The sequence below is a fragment of the Pelagibacterium sp. genome (assembly GCF_048264985.1).
GTDB lineage: Bacteria > Pseudomonadota > Alphaproteobacteria > Rhizobiales > Devosiaceae > Pelagibacterium.
The window spans coordinates 1-21,506 of sequence record NZ_JBLXCL010000017.1 but is presented as its reverse complement, the minus strand read 5'-3'; the positions used below and the strand labels follow the sequence as shown (position 1 = coordinate 21,506).

Here is a 21,506-nt window from a genome sequence, read left to right as displayed (position 1 = left end):
TGGTTGCGGGGGTTTCCGACGGGTGTGAGATAGGGCAACGGCAAAAGAGCAAAAGAGCAAAAGAGCAAAAGAGCAAAAGATAAGGCGTCACCCGGCTGACCGGGTCGCGCTGGCGTGCTGCGCATCGAGCCGGCGGAGCCGTCTCGACCCCAGGGGGCGCTCATCGCTGACGCGGGGGCGGTGGGGATGGCGGTTTTTAGCCAAAAGGGGCCGATCTAGCCTTGCTTAGACTCACCAACATGAGTTCTCTCCAATCGATCGGCGAGAAACGAAGAAAGGACGCTAGGAGAAATAGCATTCTCCATTCGGTAATTGCTCTCCAAGCTTCTGAGTTTGCGGCTCATAAAAGGTTCAAGGGCTGCTCGGCCACGGGCGGTCCTTGACCTTGGATGCTCTACAGGGAGTAGTCAGACATGATCAGCTCAATCCAGGAGCCGATCTAACCCTCTGCGAATAAAACTCCTACATATTGGTTTGCCGCATGAAGAAACTGTACTAAGTCTCGTGAATTCGCATGGATCAACGTGGCAGGATATTTTGGGTACTCACCAGCATGCGCTGCCGCATTCATAAGTTGATAAACCTGGTAGGCAGCCAACAGAATTGAGTGCCAGTTTTTTATCGTTACATCCGTTTTGTTAGAAGGCCTCAGCATGATTGCAAACAGAGTCGGTCGAAGAGTATTAGTAGAGCTGTCGTCTGTGGCTTTGCAAAGATTTGTAGCCACCTTAGATAAAAGGTCTGGAGATGACCTCATCACCATAGAAAACAGAAGTGAAATCAAGGAGTTTTTATTTTGCGAGTTTGGCCGATAGCCTCTGGGGTCGGGCACGCTCCGTAGAGTCGCTTCAAATCTGTCTAATACATCACTGGTGGCACCGGCACCATCGCAGAGTGTGTCAATTAGCGGCCTTGCTTTACGATGATCAACTACTGACACCTGCCTAATACGCTCCACTATTGTTGATTCAAGCCCATAGAGAGCTGAGGCTAAAGCTCCAACTTGAGCGTCGTCGCAGTTTAAAAGGTCAAGCTCTGCACTCCACATCAAGTCGGAAATATGGAGGTAAGTTTCGGTTCCGCCTAACGTTGGAAACCAACGAGGCAGGGTCACAGGTGAGCTGATCTGAGATAGCTTAAAGTTCTCTTTTAGTAATATAATGACCGTAATTTTTCTGTTGCACCCTATTTTCAAACCTTCAAAGCTTTGGCGGTTGCTATCTAGCAAGCGTGAAAAGTCCGCCATTACAGCATTTGCGCTTAGAAACAACGTTTCACGTAGGACCAGTGGAACGATTACGTCAGGGCTTTCGAGATTTTTAATTTCATGGGCTAAAGCGTCTCTAGAACCGTGAGCGATTTTGACCCAGAACAAGCGCAAGAAGGATTTCTCTTCCCACTCAACTCCGTGTAAATACCCTGCAATGGATTCGGCATCCAGTTCCATTATAAAACCTCCGGAGTAGAGCAGGCTGCCAGCCTGGCCATGAGTCGTACAGCTGGTCTTATGTTGCCGTTGTCCTGCCTGAAGAAATTCGACAGAACTCCAGACGTTAAGAGAACCTGTGGAGTGGTTGTACTGCCTGCTAACGATTGCGCTGCGTATTCGTTGTAGCGTGCAATAGGACAAGATAGTACTTTTGGATTCTTCATGCCGATTTGGTGCAGCACCCTAGCGATTGCGTAGAGCCAAAGCTCATCCCTTCGTGATTCTTCACTAAGGTATCCAGAGAACTGATTCTTGAAGAATGGGTAGAAGGAACTCCTGCTGAGCACGCCTGGAATAAGTCGCGCCTTCGCGAATAGCTCAAATCGGTTTGCATCTAACGTACTAGAACTCACCGCATTATTGGTGGCGAGCCAGTCGCAGAAATCAACCATCAAATTGACGGTCAGGTAAGGATGCCCGCTGGTCTCAGCATAAACTGCGTCAGCAAACGATGGTGAGAACGGAAGATTTTGGGAGAGCACTTTCCTGAGAAATTGACTGAATTCAGAGTCACCTCCCCCTTCTAGATGCTCAAATAGCGGGAACGGATGCTGTTTTACCAAAGGGCTGAGCTGGTTCTGCGCTGGAATAATGTGATAAGCGTCAGGTCTTTGCCCCATAAAGATAAGCAAATTTCTAGAGGCGAATCGAACCATTTGACTCAACAAAGGCAGAGCGACATTGAATTTAATAATTTGGTTTTGCGCAGCCATCGCGCCCAACATTCCGAATAGAATTTCGTACTCGTCAAGCAGGAAGATGACTTTACTATTTGTGCGCTCTGCACCAGCGCCAGCGAGGCAAGCAGTTATGACATTCTCAAAGAAATCGCTTGCAATTGGTTTCAATGACTCGAGTGCTGCTCTTATTTCTCGCTCAAATATGTTGTGATGGACTTGGTCAGTAACCTGATCCATGGTCTGAAAGATCACTAGAGAACGCCCCGACAAGCTTGTTGCAGCCGTGGTCTTACCTGACCGCCTGACACTGCACCACAAATGGATGCCTGTACCACGCTCAAATTTCTCTAACAGGACTCTGACGCTATGCCTCTCAACAGTAAAAAGCCGCCGGGTGTCAGGGTCTTCAAGAGGGAAATCTTCGGCGTAATTATGCCGAATTAGTTGTGACCCTTCGACTTCTGAATTGAACTCTATTAATTTCTCCAATCCGCCTCGCACAAGCTCAGACAAGTCGTGTGCACGCTCTGACAAGCCTGTTACCGAGGAGGCGTCAATTAAATTTCGCCTGTCATGCTGTTCTATCCAGCTTATTACAATCGGGCTCGCTTTTAGTACAGCCAGGGTTGAGTTATCAATGCCTAAGTACTCAACTTCAACTAGCTCTGTGACATCGCCAGAAAATACTGACACCACACTAAATTCGGAGGCAACCCCGCCAACTACTGAGAAAAGTGTTATTTCCAGACTCATTGGAGTTGTCTGGTGAATTCTGCTAATCCTAGTAACTAAATAGTCGTGACCATTATATTTGTTGAAAAGCCCGTCGACGGCCAGAAGCAATGGGATTATTGTGTCAAACAGCCCTAGAAGCGGATCAATCGTCTTCTCCGATCTCTGCATTAAGAGCAAGGCATCCGCCCCACTCGTAAACCCTAGTGCTGGCACCCAATGTTTGTGATAGTCACAAAGCTTAGTCCAACTTAACACTTCGGCGTAGCCTTCTAGTACCCCGCACAGCAGAGCTGATCCTATGCTTCTGTGTAATCTTGCTTGACTCGCATTGCTTATTTTTTCCTGGCTATCGACATACAGATTCATTACTAAGTACAGAAACTGCTGGAGACCGCTCAGCGACTTATATTGGGCGGCCTCATCACTCAGTCCATGCTGCTTTGAATATGATATCCCGCGTGCGGCAATGTTCGTCGAATGTTCTGTAAACAGGTCGCGCACCTTGCTCAGGGTGCTAGACCAGTCATCTGCACGCTCTAAATTATCGTATATGTCTTTATAGATGAATCCGATGGTGTCGCGATAGTAAGTCGCCCACTGGAAGATGTGGGATGTCTCAAGTTTATTAAGGCGAAGCTTATAGTTGTCTAACTCCCGCCCTAACTCTACTGATGGGCTTGTGATTTTTTGAGCTTGGCTGTCACTTGGCGCGGGATTTTTTAAGCAATCGCTAAGGAGTTTTTGTAGTTTTCTCCTTCGCTTAGGAAGAAATCTATCAATAGCCTCTCGCAATTCAGGCGCAACAATAGCTAGTTCTTCAAGGCTTATGTTAGAGATAAGCCGAGCAAGCAATGATTCAGCCTCAGTCATTGCGATTGAGTCAATCTTTGCATTTACTACGGCTAACGTCTGGCGCGTATTGCCACTGGCTGAAATCATTAATCCATCCCGTCGTAACACATTAACCAATCATTTTCTTTATGAATTTTCCAGCCGACGTCTACCTCTTTTGAACCAGGATGCGCTAATAACAGCAGCTCGAAAGATCGGGGGCGAAATATTACGAGAAACTTATTATTAAATTAAGCATTGAGTCGTCCCGTTTCGCAGCTGTTGCCTCAACTGCCCTGTGTTCCTTGATAGGGCAATATGCCATGTTCGGGGTACCAGAGATAGCCAGCAGTAACGGAATGCAATGTGTCCCTAGGAGCTGCGTCCAGCCCTTCACCCGTACAGTGAGCTCCCGGTGGGCTAGCGCAGACCGAAGAAGTGCCTTGGGCTCAGCGTCGCGCTCCAGCAAGGCCAAACGTGCGTAATCCCGCGGATTTGAATCCGTCACAGATCGATCAACAAGCGGTGTGCAGGGCAGCGTCGGGCCTGCTCTTTAAGGATCGACAGGTCGTGGTCGATGACGTTGTGGCCCAGCACGAAGCTTGCGCCCTGCCCCAGGCTGTCCACCGAGGACACTGGGCAGGTCCTTTTCGACCTTGCGTTCGAGTTCCTCGCCCGGGTCGGGGCGCAGGGCACCGACCATGAAGATACGGTCGGGTTGGTCGGCTTTGCCGGGGGTGACTTCAAGATCGAAGATCAGGCTTTTGGGTTGAGACGGTGAAGCCATCCGGACGGCGATCCTTGCAACAGACTACGGGGCTGCCTGCACTGTAGCGGCAAATGCCCGGTGTAGGTAGGTGCGTGAGGTCGCGGTGGGGTGTGGTTGCGGGGGTTTCCGACGGGTGTGAGATAGGGCAACGGCAAAAGAGCAAAAGAGCAAAAGAGCAAAAGAGCAAAGATAAGGCGTCACCCGGCGGGGCCGGGTCGCGCTGGCGTGCTTCGCATCGAGACGGACGGAGCCGTCTCGACCCAGGGGGCGCTCATCGCTGACGCGGGGGCGGTGAAAATGTCGGGTTTCGGCCAAAAGCGGACAACCACGTTTTGCTCGACATCACCATTGGCCGGGCCAAGCTCACTAGTGGTATAGCGATGATCTCCATGCCATTGGGATATCGAGTTACTCCAGTGGATCTTCAGCTGCCAGGCACAGACCTAGAGTGGAGCTATCGCTTGATGGCAAACTGCTGTATCTGTGAAGGCGCCACTGCACACGGCAAGGATTGAAAGCCTCATAACTGCCAGACGAGCAAACACATGATGCTTCGCACCTTCTTATTTAGTATGCGAGCCCCTAAGAGGCATGAAGCCCGTGAAAGAATTTACCAATCCCACTTCAAATATCGCGGTATTCCTCGACGCAGAAAGACACTTCCTAGAAGCCCTGACTCGCTGGAACTATTTTCCTAATCAAAAGGACTCTTCAACTGAACTACCTCCCTGCTTTTCAACCAGCAGGTTTACTCCAGAAGTGGCGGAAGAACTATCAGAAATAGCGCTGACCAGCGACCGGAAGGATTTCCAGTTTGATTTGGTGGAGTACAAGGCAACACGGTTTAATAATGTGCCTCGAGCCTTGGGTCTTATACACCCTCTTGCCTACTCGAAGTTATTTGCCACTATTAAGATACACAGAGAAGAATTGCTCGAGCTCATGCATGATGAGAATAGCGCCATTACTGCCGAGCAGCACAATGATGGCCGGATTTTCATCATGAATTATGAGGATCATGAAACAAAAACCAAGAATACGTTAGATCGCAGCTTCGGTGCCGGATTTAGAGCTCATGCAGACGTAGCCAATTGCTTCGGCTCCATTTATACGCACTCATTGGAATGGGCGATTCAGGGATATGATGAGGCAAAGAAGCAGCTAAAGAAGCAGCTTCAGAATAAAAAGGGCCCCAGACACTGGAGCTCTGCCTTCGACACAGCGCTTCGAAATACAAAGCGTAAAGAGACGACAGGCCTCCCTATTGGCCCCTGCACCTCCAGTATTGCCGTAGAAATAATCCTTGCAGCAGTCGATAAAGAGCTTGCAGGAAGATTTCGATTTATTCGATACATCGACGACTACACCGCCTACTGCTCGACGCATCTAGAGGCCCAAGATTTCATTCGGGCCCTCAGCATCGCTCTGTCTCAGTACCGCTTAACCCTAAACCTCAGCAAAACCAAGATCACAGAGCTTCCAGAGCCATTGGTAGACTCTTGGGTTACCAAGCTAACTAACGCCATACCATGGAAGATGGAGCCCAGCGGATCTTTATCTCTGTACACCCATGACGCGATAAGCTTCTTAGACTTCGCTGTTCATTTGAACAGAGCAGAACCTGACGGCAGCGTCTTGAAGCTTGCGGCAGGTTTTATATGCGGCAGAGCTAAAGGCGATACCGCCGCTACAGTATTCCAGTATGTATTAAACCTCAGTTGGCATTACCCAATTCTATTGCCATTGCTTGAAAAAATAGATGTCACATCCGACTACTACGATAAGGACTCATTGGTTCATAAGTTCAACCATATCTTGGAGGTCAATGCATTACATCGACGTTCTGATGGCATGTGCTGGGCTCTGTATTATCTGAAGCAACTAAGCGCACAGCCAACGCCAGAAAACGTCACGCGTGTGGTAGAGACGCTAGATGCTACTGCTATTGCACTACTAAGTAGCTTCGAGACTGGAGAGGAAGCTGCGGTGGCCTTTGCAAATCAGGTGATTGAGGGCGGAGGCCTTTACGAGCTAGATCGGTACTGGATTCTTTTGTATCAGCTCTTCTTCCACGGAGAGATCGCAAACCCATATGCCGAAGAGCCGACGTTCGAGATCCTTAAGAAGCATGACGTCCAGTTCCTGAACCCTCCAAAAAGGAGCTCCAAGGCCGAAGACTATTGCTTCTACTACTCCAATCCGTTTAGGGAGACGGGAGAAAATCCGGTGAGCTTCCAAGCCTTTTTGGACGGGAATCTATAACCTCCTGCTCTAATCATAAGGCCATATTCGCGTTGGCTGGGACTATAGTCTACGTCGATGTTGCGGTCTTTCCTTTGGAGAAAAAGTACAGAACTACTTTTCTACTCGGAGCGTCTGCTTCTGGCCGGAAGCGGCCGGGACAGAGCCGCAGCTATCGGCCGGGTAGCTGCGGGCCATACCCGCGCGGTCAAGATTCATTCTGGTGACAACACAAGTACTCAGAGTATTCGCTGCACCTTTTCGATGCTCAAAAGGCCTTGAGCGGCCAGTTGCATTACCTGCTCTGCTGCTGCCGCGCGCTCGATTCTGGGTGTCACCGGGTCAACCATCAAATGCTGTCGATCGCACCAAAGAGCCAGCTGACGGAGCCAGAATGCTTGGAGATCGGTTTCCTCACCCAGCCGAGCGAGTAGGAATGCCAGCTGTTGCCAAGCAGGCAGCAATCCCAAAATCGCTTCGCGACGGGCTGCCGGCAGCGCATGCCAGCGCTGAGACAGTTTACTGTCCAGCTCTTTTAATGACGACCAAGGTTGCTTACCAAGCCGCTCGACCGAGGCACTAAAAACCCTGTCTGAAGGTTCCTCTAGCATCTCAAACAAAAGCGATAAATGACCGTCGCGAAGCTGCAGCACGGCAGACTCGCGCACGGTTGGGTAGCCGGAGCGCAGTGCCTTCTCCAACCAATGCATATCGAGTTCGACCTTAAGCTCATCGGCGAGACCAAGAATGCCTAGCCAGCCTCTCTTCGTCACTGGCATCTCACCTTGAAGTCGATCTGCGAGAATAGCAGCGGCATCGAGGCCGCTGCGTGGAGCTGCCCAGCATGCAACCCCCCTAACACCTCGGGACGCGTCCAACAACGCGTCGCGTAATACGTCGCGCGGATCATCAAGTAGGGGCAGCAATGCCCGCAGCACGCAAACCCGAACGCTGGCGCCAGGTTGCGGCAAGGCTTCAGCTAGCAACGGACGCGCCTGGTAAGCGGGTAGTTGCTTACAAGCAGCCACTGCCATTAGCCGTACGGTGAGCTCCCGGTGGGCTAGCACAGACCGAAGAAGCGCCTCGGGCTCACCCTCGCACTCTAGCAATAGGTCAAACAGGTAGCGCGCTGCTTTACCCTGTCGTGTCAGAAAGTTTCGATAAACGTCCTCCCGAACGAGCGGGGATTGTAATACCGTGCGCGCCGCCATGAGCGTGGGGCCATGATCGACCCTCTGCCGTGCTTCAAGGGCGATGAGCGGCTCAAGCGCCGCTAGCAGCGCGGGTGCCTGGGAAGGAGACAGATACTGTTTGAGTCCGGCCGCTGCGAGATCACGGACCTGTGGCACCCAATCGTTTAGCCTGTCGAGCAACGCAACTAGCGCGTCAGGTGAACGCGTGCGGTTCAACTCCCTCACACAAACTTCCCGCACGAAACCGTTGCAGTGGCGAGACAGGCCAACCCATGCGGCGTCATTTCCAGCCTGTGCCACGAGTTCGAGCGCTTCGACACGTCGATGGTCTGCCCACGACTGAGCGGCCCCGTGCTTGTTCAATAACCTATCGAGCCAGCTTCGTATCTCGTTCAATTCTCAGATCTCGGACGCGTATATGAGCAATTATTTGTATCGTTCAACAGTTGGACGAAGCCTCTTGAGGTCGCTCCAAAGCGCACGGCAGGCCTGAAGGTGTCACTGAGCCGCTCCACCGCAGTAACAGTCCCGCTTATGGCCTGAAGTATGCGTAATCCCGCGGTTCTGAGTCCGCCATGACAGATCGAACAACAAGGGGTGATGCAGTCAGCTCGGGGCCCTGTTGTATGGGGATTGGCAGACTTGACCAATGACGTTGTGGCCGAGCACGAAGCTTGCGCCCTGCCCCGGGCAGTCCAGGGCATCGAGCATCTGGGCAGGTTCTCGTCGACCTTGCGTGCGTCTCCGACTTCCGTTTGGCAGCACCTCACCCACCACTGGTTGATCCACCAGGATAAGGTCGGGGCGCATCCCTGCTAGTACAGGGATGGAGGGCTGATCTGCAGAGGAGACACCAAGATTGTTCAGCAGATTTGTGCGAAAAGTCTCCGACTCAATTGCGGGCTGAATGCACAGAGTTGGAGGTAACGGTAGGTAGCTCTACTAAGAGATCAATGTCGTTGAACTTGGAGCGTAACGGACATGCCCGCTTAATCTGGCCACAAGCATCTGAAACTGAGCATTCTCAAATGCGTTTCCCGCACCGGTTACGAGCTGCAAATTTGGTCTGGATTTCAGCGGTGCGGACAATCCCGCAGCGGCCATATCCTGTGCGCTCACGTTAAATAATAATAAGTATAGCTCTTTGTCACACTGCGTACGCAGATATAGCGAGAGCTTGGACTTCGAGAGTTTCTTTTTGGGCAATGAAGTCCCCATAATTGGCTCCCTAAGCAACGTGCTCTTTAGAGCAACATCCTAAAGTGCCGCTTGTCCGCATCGGACGACTTGAGAATTCGATACTCCATCCCGCTGGCCACCGCGATCTGCTGGGCAAAGTCCTTCTTGGCTTGCACCACCGCATCCTCGATCTGGTTGTCGGCCTTCACCTCGACGATCACGTACTTCAGGCTGCCATCTGGCTCTTCGCGTTGAAAGATGAAGTCGGGGTAGTAACTCCGCACGGTACGTGAATCGGGGTCGATGTACTGGATGAAGAAGTCGGACTGGCCGTGGGTCAGCATTCCGGTGAAGTAGATTTTCCTCACACGCTCTTCTCGCAATAGGTCCCAGAACAACCAGTTCTCCGATCCGGAGTCGAAGCAGTAGGTGTCGAGGTGGAAGCTCTTGGCGCGCTCCTCGTCCTTGATCTGCGCGTCATGCATCTTCACGATCTTGTCCTTCGCCGCCGACACCTCGTAGTAGCCGTTGGCAGGTATTTTGATCAAATCGACTTCGTACTCATCTTTCTTCTCGTACTCGTCAAGATCAAACAGCAGACGGAACAGGCGTGGGATGATCTCGTCATAGAGCAGCTCGTTGAACTCGTTAGTCATAACCACCAGTTCGGAGGAGCCTTCTTTAGTCGCGTCGAGCAGCTCCTCGATTTCCAAGGGGCTTCGGTTGAGATAACGCGACACCTCTGCCACTAGCGTCATAGGCGAGAAAATGCGCTTCTCACGGCGGGCAGTGAGATCGATGGTGCGGCTAGCGGACGCACGCATAGCGTCGGCGGCGGGCAGACCGTCTTGCTGCGTTTCAATGAGTCGGTACTTTTCGATCAGCTCGTTCCATTTCTCTCGGCTGGATCGCTCGGGCATCAACTCTTGCCCCTTAACCAGTTGCTTCTCACGCATCTGATAGAGCTTGCGCACGCGCACTAGCTTGATCTTGACCGCCGGTTCAACCACACGCACTTCCACGCGCTCTTTGTCCTTGCCGACCTTTTGCAGCTCATCGGCGCTGATGCGGAAGTTCTGTTGCAGTTCGTCATTGAGCGTGTTGAGGTTGTCGTCTGAAAGGAAGACGTGACCGGTGTGCTGGGCCTCGCCGATGGCGCGCAAACAACGCATGGTGGCCTGCAGCACAAACACCTTGGATTTCGGCTCACGGAACAGCCCAACCCCGAACAACGAGCGGCAGTTCCAACCTTCACGGCCTTTGTTGACCAACAGGATGAACTGTTTCTCCGAACCTTCAGTGTCCAGCCGATTGAACTCGCGGATGTCGTCGTTGGTGGTGATTTTGCTATCACCCACGTTGACCAGGATGCGCGAGGTTGAAATGCCGTACTTGAGCAGCACACGTTCGACGGCTGGCTTCAGCTCCCCGATCAGCTCCTCCACAGTGGCAGCGAAGAATGCCAACTTGGGCAGCAAGCCTTCCGGACGCAGATCACCGGATTCCTTCAGGAAGTTCTCGATAGCGATGTCGACAAACTCGTCAGTGCGGGTATTGGCATAGCCGTGAAGCGTCACTTTCTTGAGAAAGCCCTTGTCGATGGCCTCTTTCAGACCGTAGGCGTAGACAACCTCAGGCAGCACTTCGCGCCCCACGTAGGGCGTACCGGTGTAGTTGTAACATGCAACCACCCGAGTGCCCGCCGCGCTGAGACTGGCTGCAAGGATGTCGATGGTAGTGCGCAGGCTAGTGTCCGTTTCCTTAGCTCCGATGCCCATATCCTTCGCTAGCGTCTTGCCGAACGCATGGTGGGCCTCGTCAACATAGATGCCAAGCTGCTCAAGACGGCGCAGCTTTTCGAAGCGCTGGTTGGTGGTCAGCTCGCCTTCTTCTTCCGGCTGGTCGAAGTTGTAGAGGTCGGCGGCATCGGCATAGACGCCGGTGGCCGATAGCGTTTCTCCGGTGGAACCAAACAGCTTATCGACAGAGGTTTTTTCCTTGTGCTTGCGCTTGAGGATGATCTTCTGCGTGTTGGAGACGATGATGTTAAAGCGCGAGCGATCCAGCGTGTCCAGCGAGGTGCCAGCTTCCTCAAGGTAGTGAAAGCGCAGGTGCGTGGTCAGGAAGTTGACGTACTCCGGCGGTACCACACGGGTCAGATCGAAGGCTTCGATTTCCTTGAGCGACTGCAACACCGTCTTGTCCGGCGCGAACACCAGGGCGTTGTGGCAGTAGTGCGCGTCCTTCGGAAATTTGTTAGCCAGCAAGAACTCATAGAAGACGCAGGTGGCCATGAGGATGGTTTTACCAGTGCCCATCGTGAGCGCGAAGATGTAGTTCGGGTAGGTGCGCGAGTTCTTGCGCATCTTCTCGAACAGCACCTTATACGAGTTCAGCTCAAGCTCGTCGGACTCGCCAAACGAAAACATCTCCTGCCCGGCGACGCCGTGGAAAGAGCCAAAATTGCGGCCTTCGAATTTACCGCTTCGCTCGTACCATGCCTTGAAGATTTCCTCGACCTTGGCGTTGCCGAGAAACTCCTTCAAGAAGACGTAGGTTTCCAACGCCTCGAATTGCGGCTGGCGCAGGAAGGCTTTGGGGTTCTTCTCAGGGTTGTTGAAGTCGAGGTACTTGCGCGTCAGCTCGCGGTAGCTCTGACGCAGCTTGCCCCGGTTGTCCTGCTGGAACTGCCAGAGAAAACGGAAGAAGGCGAAATCTAGCGACGTACTGGTGCTGCTAGCCGACTTGCGGTTGGCTTTGGTCTTAATCGCCATTGCTTACGCTCCCCTCCCAAGACTCCGAGAGTAGATCGGTAATCTTCACGCGGATCGTCCCCGCGTCGGTCGGTACCTTATATACACCTTTGACCAGATCGTTCTTACCAGGAATGTCTACCACTGCCGGTTGGAGTACTGCGCCATCAAAATTCCAGTCGATTAGCACCGATTCGACCAACTCTTTCCAGTCATCGACCGCCTCCTTCTGCAGTGAAAGCTTTTGCAGCAAATTCATCGGGTAGAAGCGCTCGATCAGCAGCTCGCCGTTCTTGATGGTCACTTTGGCCTGTGAGTCGCGTTTGAACTCCAAGTCGGCCTTGTCGCGTAGGATATCCACCACCTCGACGTCGATCTTGAAGGGATGGGCGGCCAGCTCCAGTTGCGCAGCCAAGTCCGGCTCGTGGCCCATACAGACGAGAGTTATCTTCTCAACCGGGCGGTTTGGGGATTCGCTCTGCTTGCGCTCCCACGACTTGTAATCGAAGCCAGCGGTCAGCTCGTTCAGATCGGCACGCGTGGCGATACGGTTAACAGGCATGATCTTGATCATACGCCCGTCCTTCTCCCCGTCGAATACAGTACTGAATTCCAGTTTCTGCACTTCCAAGGCCTCGATCAATAGCTCCTTGGCTTGGACGGGGTTGCGGAATACGTCGTAATGGTTGACGTTGTAAATTTGGAAGCCAGTGAAATAGGTTTCCTTGCCACCAAGCAATTGCTGGCGAAGCCCATCGCCAATGCTGATCAGGCGCTTCGTAGTTGTTTGGATGGCTCCCTGATTGATGTCCGCCCCGATGAATCGTCGGCCAAGCTTCATAGCGACTGCTTGGGTTGTTCCAGAACCCATAAAGCAGTCAAATACAATATCGCCAGGGTTGCTAGACGCCTTGACGATTCGCTCTACCAAGGCCTCTGGTTTTTGCGTGGGATACCCGACAAGTTCTGATGACTGGTTATGGATCTTACTGATATCCGTCCACATGTCTTGAAGCGGCATTCCTTCATATTCACTTTCGTACTTCTTAAGACGCGGAACTCCTCCAATTTTCTTTGGCCAGTGCAGGCGTCCGTTCTTCTCATGTTGTTCAAGTGTCTCTAAAGGGCAGCGCCAATTTGTGCGTACACCTTTGAATTCGTATACATACCCACCCCCGCTGAGTCCATCGGCGGAAAGGCTTAGTCGCTGGTATCGCTCTTTTCGCTCCTTGTCATAACAGTCGAAGAATGTATCAATATATTCTTGGCTTGGAGCATGGAAAACCTCATTCCAGGTTCGTGCTTTATTTTTTCCATAAAGGTAGATGGCATCATGGATCACTCCGCACTGACCTGAGTCACTGTGCCCAAAAGCACGCCTCCAGATGATTTCGTTTACGTAGTTTTCCTGGCCAAACACTTCATCAAGAATGACCTTGATGTAATGGCTCGCATTCGGGCCAATGTGCACGTATATGGATGCATTTGGCGACATAAGCTCACGAATTAGAACGAGGCGCTCATACATGAACTGCAAGTACTCATCATTTGTCCAAATATCAGAATATTGCTTCTCCTCAAATGAACCTGAATCGTTCGACGCCTTCGTGCCCCTCACCTTTACCATCTTTTTGTAATCTGCCTTTGAATCAAACGGCGGATCGATGTAAACGAGATCTATCTTCCCCCTGAATTCCTTTAGCAAATGGCTCATCACTTGAAGGTTGTCACCCCAAAAAATCTTATTGCGCCAACCAGCTACCTCTTCGCCATAGGTCTCCTTTAGCTGAGCCGGGTAATACTGCGTCGAGGTGAATGGGCGCTTACCGCGCCAATTGAGCATCGGGTAGCCCTTAATCGGCTCGAACTCGTATTTCTCGACGTTAGTGGAGCCATCGCCAGACGTGGCCAGTTGCAGGCTGTTCTGCACAAATGTAGGTTTGCTCATCTGTTGCTATTCCTAAATTTCCAATTTTTGTTGTCGCAGTAGGCGCGCATATCGCAGCTCAGGCACAGCTTGGCCGGGCGTGCGGTGATGGCGTAGTCCTGCCGCTCGATGCGTGCAACGATGTCGTCGAAGCGCGCGATGGTCTTGCCGATGGCGAGGTCGTCCTTGGTGAAGGAGACATAAGGGTTACCGCCGTCTTCGCCGGTGTAATAGAGGTGCATCCGACTGACCTTCTGGCCAGTGCGCTCTTCCACCAGATGGGCGTACACCTCTAGCTGGTGCTGGTACTGGCGCAGACGATCCCGATCCTTCTCCATATCGGGCTTCTTCTCCGACTTGAAGTCAATGATCTCGACCGTGTCGTGCTCGCCCCGAATCAGGTCGACGCTGCCCTTCAAGATGTACTGATCCTTGATGAGCGAGATCTCGACCTCGGCCTCCTTGATGCGATCCCAGTGGCCACTCTCACGCTCGTAGTAGCGCAAGACGTGCAGCAGCGCCGCCTGTTGCGAGCTGGGCGCAAGGTAGACGCGTTCCTTCTTCGAGAGCATCGCGTAATTGGTTGAGAACCAGCCTGAGATGGCGTCGGGTGAAATGGCTCCTTCCTCGCCGCGCAACACGGTCTTATGAATGTCCTCGATGGTCTGGTGCACCAACGTACCGAAGAGCATCGGGCTCTCGCGGATGGGCGCGAACTCCAGTTCCTTGAAGAAGCGGTACTGCTCGGCGCAGTTCTCGAATACCGTGATGTGCGAGGTGAATGAATATTCGCGCTTGAGGTTGATCTGCTTTACTGCTTCGTAGGTCAGCGCCGCGAGATCAACGTCACGCCAGTTGGGCAGCTCGTAGAACAGCCGCTCGAAGTATTTGGACGGCGACTTGCCACGTCCTTGTTTTTCCTGCGCTGCCAGTACCAGCAGGTTCTGGGCACGCGAGAAGGCGGTGTAGAACAGCCGCCAGAAGTCGAAGTTCTTGATGTGGTCGAGCGGCTCGAAGCGCTCCTTGGAAAGGTAGCCACCGTCTTCCAGCAATACGTCGAGCGCGCTGTACTGTTTGCGTGGCACCGCCTCCAGCGAGCCACACACTACCACCGGAAACTCCAGCCCCTTGGATTGATGGATTGTGAGGAAGGAGACGCAGCCCTTGGGCGCGTACTCGGCTTCGTCCTCATATTCGCCGATGCCGCCATCCTGCAGGAAACGCAGGAACTGGTTGAACAGGTCACGGAGATTCTTCTCCAGCCACTCGGGGTTGAGTACGCTGACAAAATGCAGGTACTCGAACTTAGTGAGCAGCTTGGAGAAGGTACCGAGATTGCGCGCCGCGCGCCCCTTGTCCACGCCCTGCAAGGCCTCATCCGTGAGGAAGCGCGAGAACAGCGGGAACTGCAGCAGCTGGTAGAACAAACCGGAGAAGGCGTAGTCGGTGTTCTGCGTGAGTATCGCGTGGCGTTTGGCCAACGGGCGTGCCCAGTCCAACAGCGCTTTGTTCTCAGGCTTGCGCAGTTCGTCAATGAAGGGTTTGAAGCACTGATGGTCGTAGAAGTCCCAGACGGGCAGTGTGACGCCTTCGGCCCATGCTCGCACCTTGGGAAACTGCGGGAACAGGAAGATCAGCGCGCCAATCATCAAGCGGATTTCCTCGCGCTCGAAATACATATTCGAGCGAGGCGAGAACACGGGCATGCCCTGCGCTTCGAGAAAACGCGCCAACGCCACCACCTTATCGCTCTTGACCGAGCGGAACAGAAAGGCCACCTGATTCCAGTCCGCAAGCTGGCCGGAGCCCTTAAGGCCGTTCAGGAAGGCCAGCACCTCGGCGTGCCAGTTGCAGGCGTCACCGCTGTCATCCTTGGCGGCCAGCCGCACCGCCGTGGGCTGCTCGGGGAAGTCGTCCTCGCGCGGGACAATCTTCTTGGCGAAGCGGAACACCCGAGCGCCGTCGTCCCAAACCTGCTCCTTCATCCACTCGTTGTAAAAACGGATGATGTCCGGGTGCGAGCGGTAGTTGACGGTCAGCTTAACCTGCTTGCACTGGCCGTCGTTGAACAGCGCCGGGAACTCCAGAATGTTGCGTATGGTGGCCCCTCGAAAGCGGTACAGGCCCTGGTCGTCGTCGCCCACCACGCACAGATTGCGACGCTCGCCCGCCAGCAACAGAAGGATGCGTTCCTGAATGGTGTTGGTGTCCTGGTACTCGTCCACCATCAGGTGAGTGAGCTTGTCGCGCAGTTGCGCCAGCACCTCGGGGTGTTTCTCCAGCAGTTGCAGGGCCTCGTACTGGATGCCGGAAAAGTCCAGTGAGTTGTGCTCGTTGAGCAGCTCCTGGTACTTGGCAAAACAGGTGGCCAGGGCGCGGATTTCCGCTTCCGGGGCCACCGCAAGCATGGCAGCATCAAGCGCCTCCTCACTGACCTTGTTGAGCCACTTGAGTAGGTTCTCCGACTGCGCCCAACGCCCCGTTTGGTCATGGCCCATGACAAGCTGAGCGCCTGGCAGCTCGCGGAATTCTTTGATGTGCTGGTAGAGGAAGTACTGCTGATCGAACTGATCGAACAGTGTGAAGCTTCGCTTGAGTCGGGTGAACTCGCGGTAGTCCTCCAAGAGCCTTAGGCAGATGGAGTGGAAAGTGCCGAGGTACATCTCATTGAGGTTGAACTGGATACCGATCTCAGCCAAACGGTTGGAGATGCGGGTAGTCAGCTCGCGCGCAGCCTTATCGGTGAAGGTGACGACCAACAGCGACTCCGGTGCGACCCCCTTGTGAGTGATGAGATAGACGATGCGCTCAACCAGGGTGAAGGTCTTGCCAGAGCCTGGCCCTGCGATGATGAGCACCGGGCCGTCGGTGGCCAGAATGGCTTCAAGCTGTTGTGGATTGGCTTTGGATTGAAGAGTGGTTGTGCTGGATGTCATGCAGCCCCTTAGCAACGTCCATTGTCGGCATGAAACTGCAGCTCACTATGCGCCAACAGCATTAATTTGCCGATAAACGCAATGCAGCAAGCAAACTCAAGAGCTTGGAGTCTGCTCTTGACAGCTAAGCTATAAACCACGCTTTGCAGCCTTTTAAAAACAACAGCCTCATCAGGCATACCCCCACGCGACTCGTTGCTCATCGAGCCTACGACTCATTTTATCGTGGCTCTGACTAACAGCTCGAGTTGTCATTTTACTACCCGACTGTGCAGACTTGGCATCAAAATTTTGCCTTACCGAGAGGGATTAACGGTGGCTTCGAATTACGAAGAAATTTGCAAGGAAAACCGGGAGAGCTACGGCACTAAGGGCGCTCAGAAGTCAGGGAGGCTGGCAGCCGGGCTCTACGACGACCGTACGCATTTCATATTCGAACTCCTGCAAAATGCCGAGGATGCCCTTGGTAGACGCGGCGATTGGCATGGCTCGCGTAAAGTCACTTTCTCCCTGAGCGCAGACCGCCTTACCCTCTCCCACTTTGGTAAGCCGTTCGATGAGGCCGACGTCCGAAGCGTCTGCGACATCGCCGAGAGCACCAAGAACGAGTCGTCGATTGGTCGCTTTGGGCTCGGTTTCAAGTCGGTCTACACCGTCACTGATCTTCCGGAGATTCACTCTGGCTATGAGGATTTCGCCATTGAAAACTACGTCTTTCCCAAGCGGATGCCGCGTTCGGCGCGGGAAGCGGACGAGACGCAGATCATCCTGCCCCTGAAACCGGGAGACACGAGCGCACTCCAGGACATCACGGCAGGGTTTCGCCACTTGGGCCCGGGTGCTCTGCTGTTTTTGCGTCACATCGACGAAATCAACTGGAGCGTTGAAGGCAGCGCTTCTGGGTTCTATCTGCGCAACAGCCCCGAGATGCTCGGCCCCAATGTTCAGCGCCTCACGGTGCTTGGCAACGATGATGATCGCCCCGGAATCGATCAGAACTGGCTGGTATTCCACCGTGACGTATTTTCTGCCGAGCAGCAAAAGGCCGGGCGGGTGGAAATCGCCTTCTCGCAGGTTGCTGTGAAGGACACCCCCGGTCGCTGGGCTGTGCAGCCACTGGCCAAGTCGCCATTGGTAGTGTTCTTTCCGACCGTGGTTGAGAGCCACCTTGGCTTTCTCGTGCAGGGGCCGTACCGCACCACCCCCAGTCGCGACAACATCCCACCTGGCGAGCCTTGGAACCAGCATCTGGTTAAGGAAACGTCCAGCTTGCTAGTAGAAGCAATGCACTGGATGCGGGACAACGCGATGCTGGATGTCTCGGCGCTTCGGTGTCTACCGCTAGACCGCGAGAAGTTCCCACAAGACTCGCGGTTCGCGCCGATGTTCGATGCCGTTCAGCAAGCATTTCTGGAGGAGGCGCTGCTTCCGACTTTCGACGACAGGCATGTCACTGCCCATCAGGCCAAGCTTGCGCGCACACAGGAGGTACGCGAATTATTCAGCCCGGACCAGGTTGCGGCGTTATTTGACTCGGAGGTCGCTGTTTGGTTGTCTGGCGATATTACTCAGGACAAGGCCCCCGAGATTCGCCAGTATCTGATGCGAGAGCTCGACGTCGACGAGATCACGCCGACGAAGCTAGTGCCAAGCCTGACCAAGAGATTTCTCGAAGCCCAGCCCGATGAATGGGTGTTGCGGCTTTACGAGTTTCTAAATGGCCAGGAAGCAGCCCTGCGACGCCGCCTCGACACCGTCCCGCTTATCCGCCTTGATGATGGTTCTCACGTCGTTGGCCACGAGAATGGCGAAGCGAAAGGCTTCTTGCCCAGCGCCATTGCAACCGGCTTTCCAACAGTGCGCCGTACGGTGTGCTCGACACCGGAGGCCCTCGCTTTTCTAAGGTTCCTGAGAATCACGGAGCCAGATCCAGTGGATGACGTCATCCGGAATGTCCTGCCGAAATATCGAAAGGAAGAAGTGGATGTGGATGATGACGCCTACGCTGATGACATCGAACGCATCCTTGCTGCCTTCAACACCGACTCGGCAATCCAGAAAGAAAAGCTCCGAGTAGCATTGCGAGAGACTTCCTTCGTGATGGTGGTCGATGCTGGCGATGGTAAAGGCTACGTCGCCAAGCCCGACGATATCTACATCGCTACCGATCGCTTAAAGCAGCTCTTTGCTGGCGTAGACGGCATCTTCATCGTCGATGATGCCTACGACTGCCTGCGCGGCGAGAACATCCGCGAGCTGCTGGAGTCCTGCGGCGCACTGCGATATCCACGCCCGCTCGAAGCGCCAAATGTATTAACTCGAGATGAGAAGCTGGAGTTGCGCCGGCAAACAGGCTACGAGACAACTTCAGGAGCCAACGACCGGGTTGTCGACTGGTTGCTTCAAGGGTTCGACGATCTCATTGAGCTGCTGCCGAAACTCCCAACAGAGCAGCAGGCAGAGCGTGGCCGCCTGCTCTGGGAGAGCCTTGGCGACCTCGAAGAACGTCGCGGACGCGGTGTCTTTGATGGTTCTTACACATGGTCGCATTACGGTGAACGCAAGACGCCACCATTTCCTGCGGCCTTTCTGCGCCGCATCAACAAAGCAGCCTGGGTATCCAACTCCAACGGTGAACTCGTACCGCCAGGGCTCGTGGTATTCGGCACTCTTGGCTGGAAGCCCAACCCATTCTTGCTGACCAAGATAGCCTTCAAACCACCGATAATCGATCAACTGGCCAAAGAGGCGGGCATCGATCCGGCGGCGCTCGATCTGCTACGCAAACTAGGTATTACCAACGTGGCCGACCTGACCTCCCGACTAGGCATCACCAACCCACCATCCGAACCTGAGCCATCGATAGCCCCTGAGCCGGTGGCTGATGAGCCATCCGATAGTGATGTGTACGGCGATGCGAAAGATCTGTACGGCGACGACATGCCGGAAATCCCGCCCGGCACACCCGATCCCGACTCCGGTGACGGCGTGGGCAATGGAGCGGGACGCGGGGGGCAAGAAGGATCTGGCTCTGGCAGCGGAACACCACGCGGCAATGGCCAGGGCAACAGTGGTGGAACGCACTGCAGCTCAGGTGGTCACGGCGCATCTGGAAGCAAAGGAAATAGCGGTACTCATGGAAAGAGGACGCCTGGCCAGACCGGATCGCGCCCCTTCATCTCCTATGTCGGCGCACACCCAAATGACGACGCCCCTGATCCAGATGGCCTCGATCAAGCGGCACGCATGCAAATCGAAGAGCACGCCATTGAGCTAATCATCAACTTTGAACCAATGCTGTGCCGCACGCCGGATGGTAACCCTGGCTTTGACCTCTACGAGGCGGACAACAGTGGCAGGTCGATTCGGTGGGTCGAGGTGAAATCAATGACAGGCAGCCTGGAAGATCGCCCCGTTGGACTGTCACGTGCGCAATTCGACTGCGCGCGCGAAAAGGGTGATGCGTACTGGCTGTACGTGGTCGAGCACGCGGCCGACCCAGCACAAGCTCGAATACTCAGGATTCGGAACCCAATCTCACACGCCCGGACGTTCACGTTCGACAGCGGCTGGAGCCAGATCGCCCATACAGAGCCACCTCACTGAAGCTCGCTGGATGCTCTAAGACAGGCACTAACATCCCCCTCGGTTGTGCTTAACGAATTCCACGGCTGGGCGTTGCGGCCGTATGCAAATGAGCCCCATCTTCAGGCAAAGGAACGCTTCCCCTTATTCAAACCCGCGCGATGGGCCGTGCATAAATACGCCTTTCATCCCCGTTCTTAGCCGGCTACCGGCAAACCAACGCACCGTGATCAAAAAGACGTGCAGTGACGTCTTGGTCGCTCTAAACCTAGAAATGGCGACGTAATCGCGGTGCTCGGCGGTTAAAAAGGTATTCGGTTACCCGGTCGACCTCATCGTCAGCACTGCTCATATCGCGACTCACTGATTGCAAGCTCTTCTGCTAACGCAGCGAGAAAGTCTTCTGCAGCCCTTCGTTGGTATATTTCAATGCTTTGCTGTCCAGGTTGGCAAACCTGACGAAGGCTGATCGGCCACGCTAATAGGAGGGGTAGCCGCTCTACCGCTACTACGGCCGTCAATCACGGTCTATATCCGCCAGGGATGAATGTCCGCTGATGCCTGCTAGCAGCCCATCGTAGCCCATCCTGCGAGCCACCCTTGACTACCCTCCTGCCTGTTTGCTCTCCCCAATCCCCCGCGCTAGACTGCGCACGTCGTGGTCAATCCCACGACCGGGTGTAGCAACCTGAAACCGTTCGAGGGCGCGACAGCGCCATAGCTGCATGGCCCGCACTTCATTGTGTGGCTGCTGCATTCTATGGCGGGCCGTGCGGGGCAGGCTTCGGCCTGGCCGGTTCCCTCGGACGCCGGTTTGCTACCCCCGTGCGGTCCGCCACCCATAACCGCGTAGCAACGGCGGGTGACGGCTCCTTAACCAGTTCGAGGAGCATAAGCAGAATGCACTACCTCCTTTTTACGCCCGCGCCCCACCCTGTCGTTTCGCCTTTGTCTGGCTGTTCTGTTGCCACTTCGCGCTGCGAGGTGGGCCATGGCTGAGCTGCCTTCCAATCTCCTGGCCTTTCCTTCCACTCCCCCCTTGCGTTGTTCGGCTGCCGTTTCGTCTTCCGGTCCCTTGGCCGAGGCGGAGTTGCGTGTCGAAATGATCCGGGGGCTTTTGCTTCAGCTGACCGAGGACGAGGGCGTGCAGACCCTCGATCTGCGTGCACGACTGCTGGGCTATGCGGC

At 54.2% G+C, this 21,506-nt stretch carries 10 protein-coding genes; 3 read left to right on the top strand and 7 right to left on the bottom strand.

Annotation, left to right across the window (positions count from 1 at the left end; genetic code table 11):
- Positions 1-439: 439 nt before the first annotated feature.
- From ACN0TA_RS18265 to ACN0TA_RS18255, 3 genes are all read right to left on the bottom strand, one after another.
- Positions 440-1,447, bottom strand: coding sequence for a hypothetical protein (locus ACN0TA_RS18265; RefSeq protein ID WP_417585642.1), 1,008 nt, complete (start codon positions 1,445-1,447; stop codon positions 440-442).
- Complete coding sequence (locus ACN0TA_RS18260; RefSeq protein ID WP_417585640.1) at positions 1,447-3,843, bottom strand: hypothetical protein; 2,397 nt, start codon at positions 3,841-3,843, stop codon at positions 1,447-1,449. The genes ACN0TA_RS18265 and ACN0TA_RS18260 overlap by 1 nt, the downstream gene beginning before the upstream one ends.
- Before the next feature lie 445 nt (positions 3,844-4,288).
- On the bottom strand, positions 4,289-4,522 hold the full coding sequence (locus ACN0TA_RS18255; RefSeq protein WP_417585638.1) for a hypothetical protein: 234 nt from the start codon (positions 4,520-4,522) through the stop codon (positions 4,289-4,291).
- A 582-nt stretch (positions 4,523-5,104) separates the two neighbouring features.
- On the opposite strand from ACN0TA_RS18255, the gene drt4 reads away from it, so the two are divergent.
- Positions 5,105-6,766, top strand: coding sequence for an antiviral reverse transcriptase Drt4 (gene drt4, locus ACN0TA_RS18250; RefSeq protein ID WP_417585636.1), 1,662 nt, complete (start codon positions 5,105-5,107; stop codon positions 6,764-6,766).
- A 218-nt stretch (positions 6,767-6,984) separates the two neighbouring features.
- Here drt4 and ACN0TA_RS18245 read toward each other — a convergent pair whose 3' ends face one another.
- From ACN0TA_RS18245 to ACN0TA_RS18230, 4 genes are all read right to left on the bottom strand, one after another.
- Complete coding sequence (locus ACN0TA_RS18245; RefSeq protein WP_417585634.1) at positions 6,985-7,779, bottom strand: hypothetical protein; 795 nt, start codon at positions 7,777-7,779, stop codon at positions 6,985-6,987.
- A 1,403-nt stretch (positions 7,780-9,182) separates the two neighbouring features.
- Positions 9,183-11,891 carry a TnsA endonuclease N-terminal domain-containing protein gene (locus ACN0TA_RS18240; protein WP_417585632.1) on the bottom strand — a complete coding sequence of 903 codons (2,709 nt, stop codon included), beginning with the start codon at positions 11,889-11,891 and terminating at the stop codon, positions 9,183-9,185.
- A complete protein-coding gene (locus tag ACN0TA_RS18235; RefSeq protein WP_417585630.1) occupies positions 11,881-13,818 on the bottom strand; it encodes a site-specific DNA-methyltransferase in 1,938 nt (645 codons plus the stop codon). Before ACN0TA_RS18235 ends, ACN0TA_RS18240 begins: the two co-directional genes overlap by 11 nt.
- A complete protein-coding gene (locus ACN0TA_RS18230; protein ID WP_417585628.1) occupies positions 13,815-16,733 on the bottom strand; it encodes an ATP-dependent helicase in 2,919 nt (972 codons plus the stop codon). The genes ACN0TA_RS18235 and ACN0TA_RS18230 overlap by 4 nt, the downstream gene beginning before the upstream one ends.
- A gap of 315 nt (positions 16,734-17,048) precedes the next feature.
- Here ACN0TA_RS18230 and ACN0TA_RS18225 point away from each other — a divergent pair, with 315 nt between their 5' ends.
- A complete protein-coding gene (locus ACN0TA_RS18225) occupies positions 17,049-20,339 on the top strand; it encodes a DUF3883 domain-containing protein (RefSeq protein ID WP_417585626.1) in 3,291 nt (1,096 codons plus the stop codon).
- 970 nt (positions 20,340-21,309) lie between these two features.
- On the top strand, positions 21,310-21,506 hold a 197-nt coding region (locus ACN0TA_RS18220; protein WP_417585624.1), incomplete at its 3' end, for a hypothetical protein.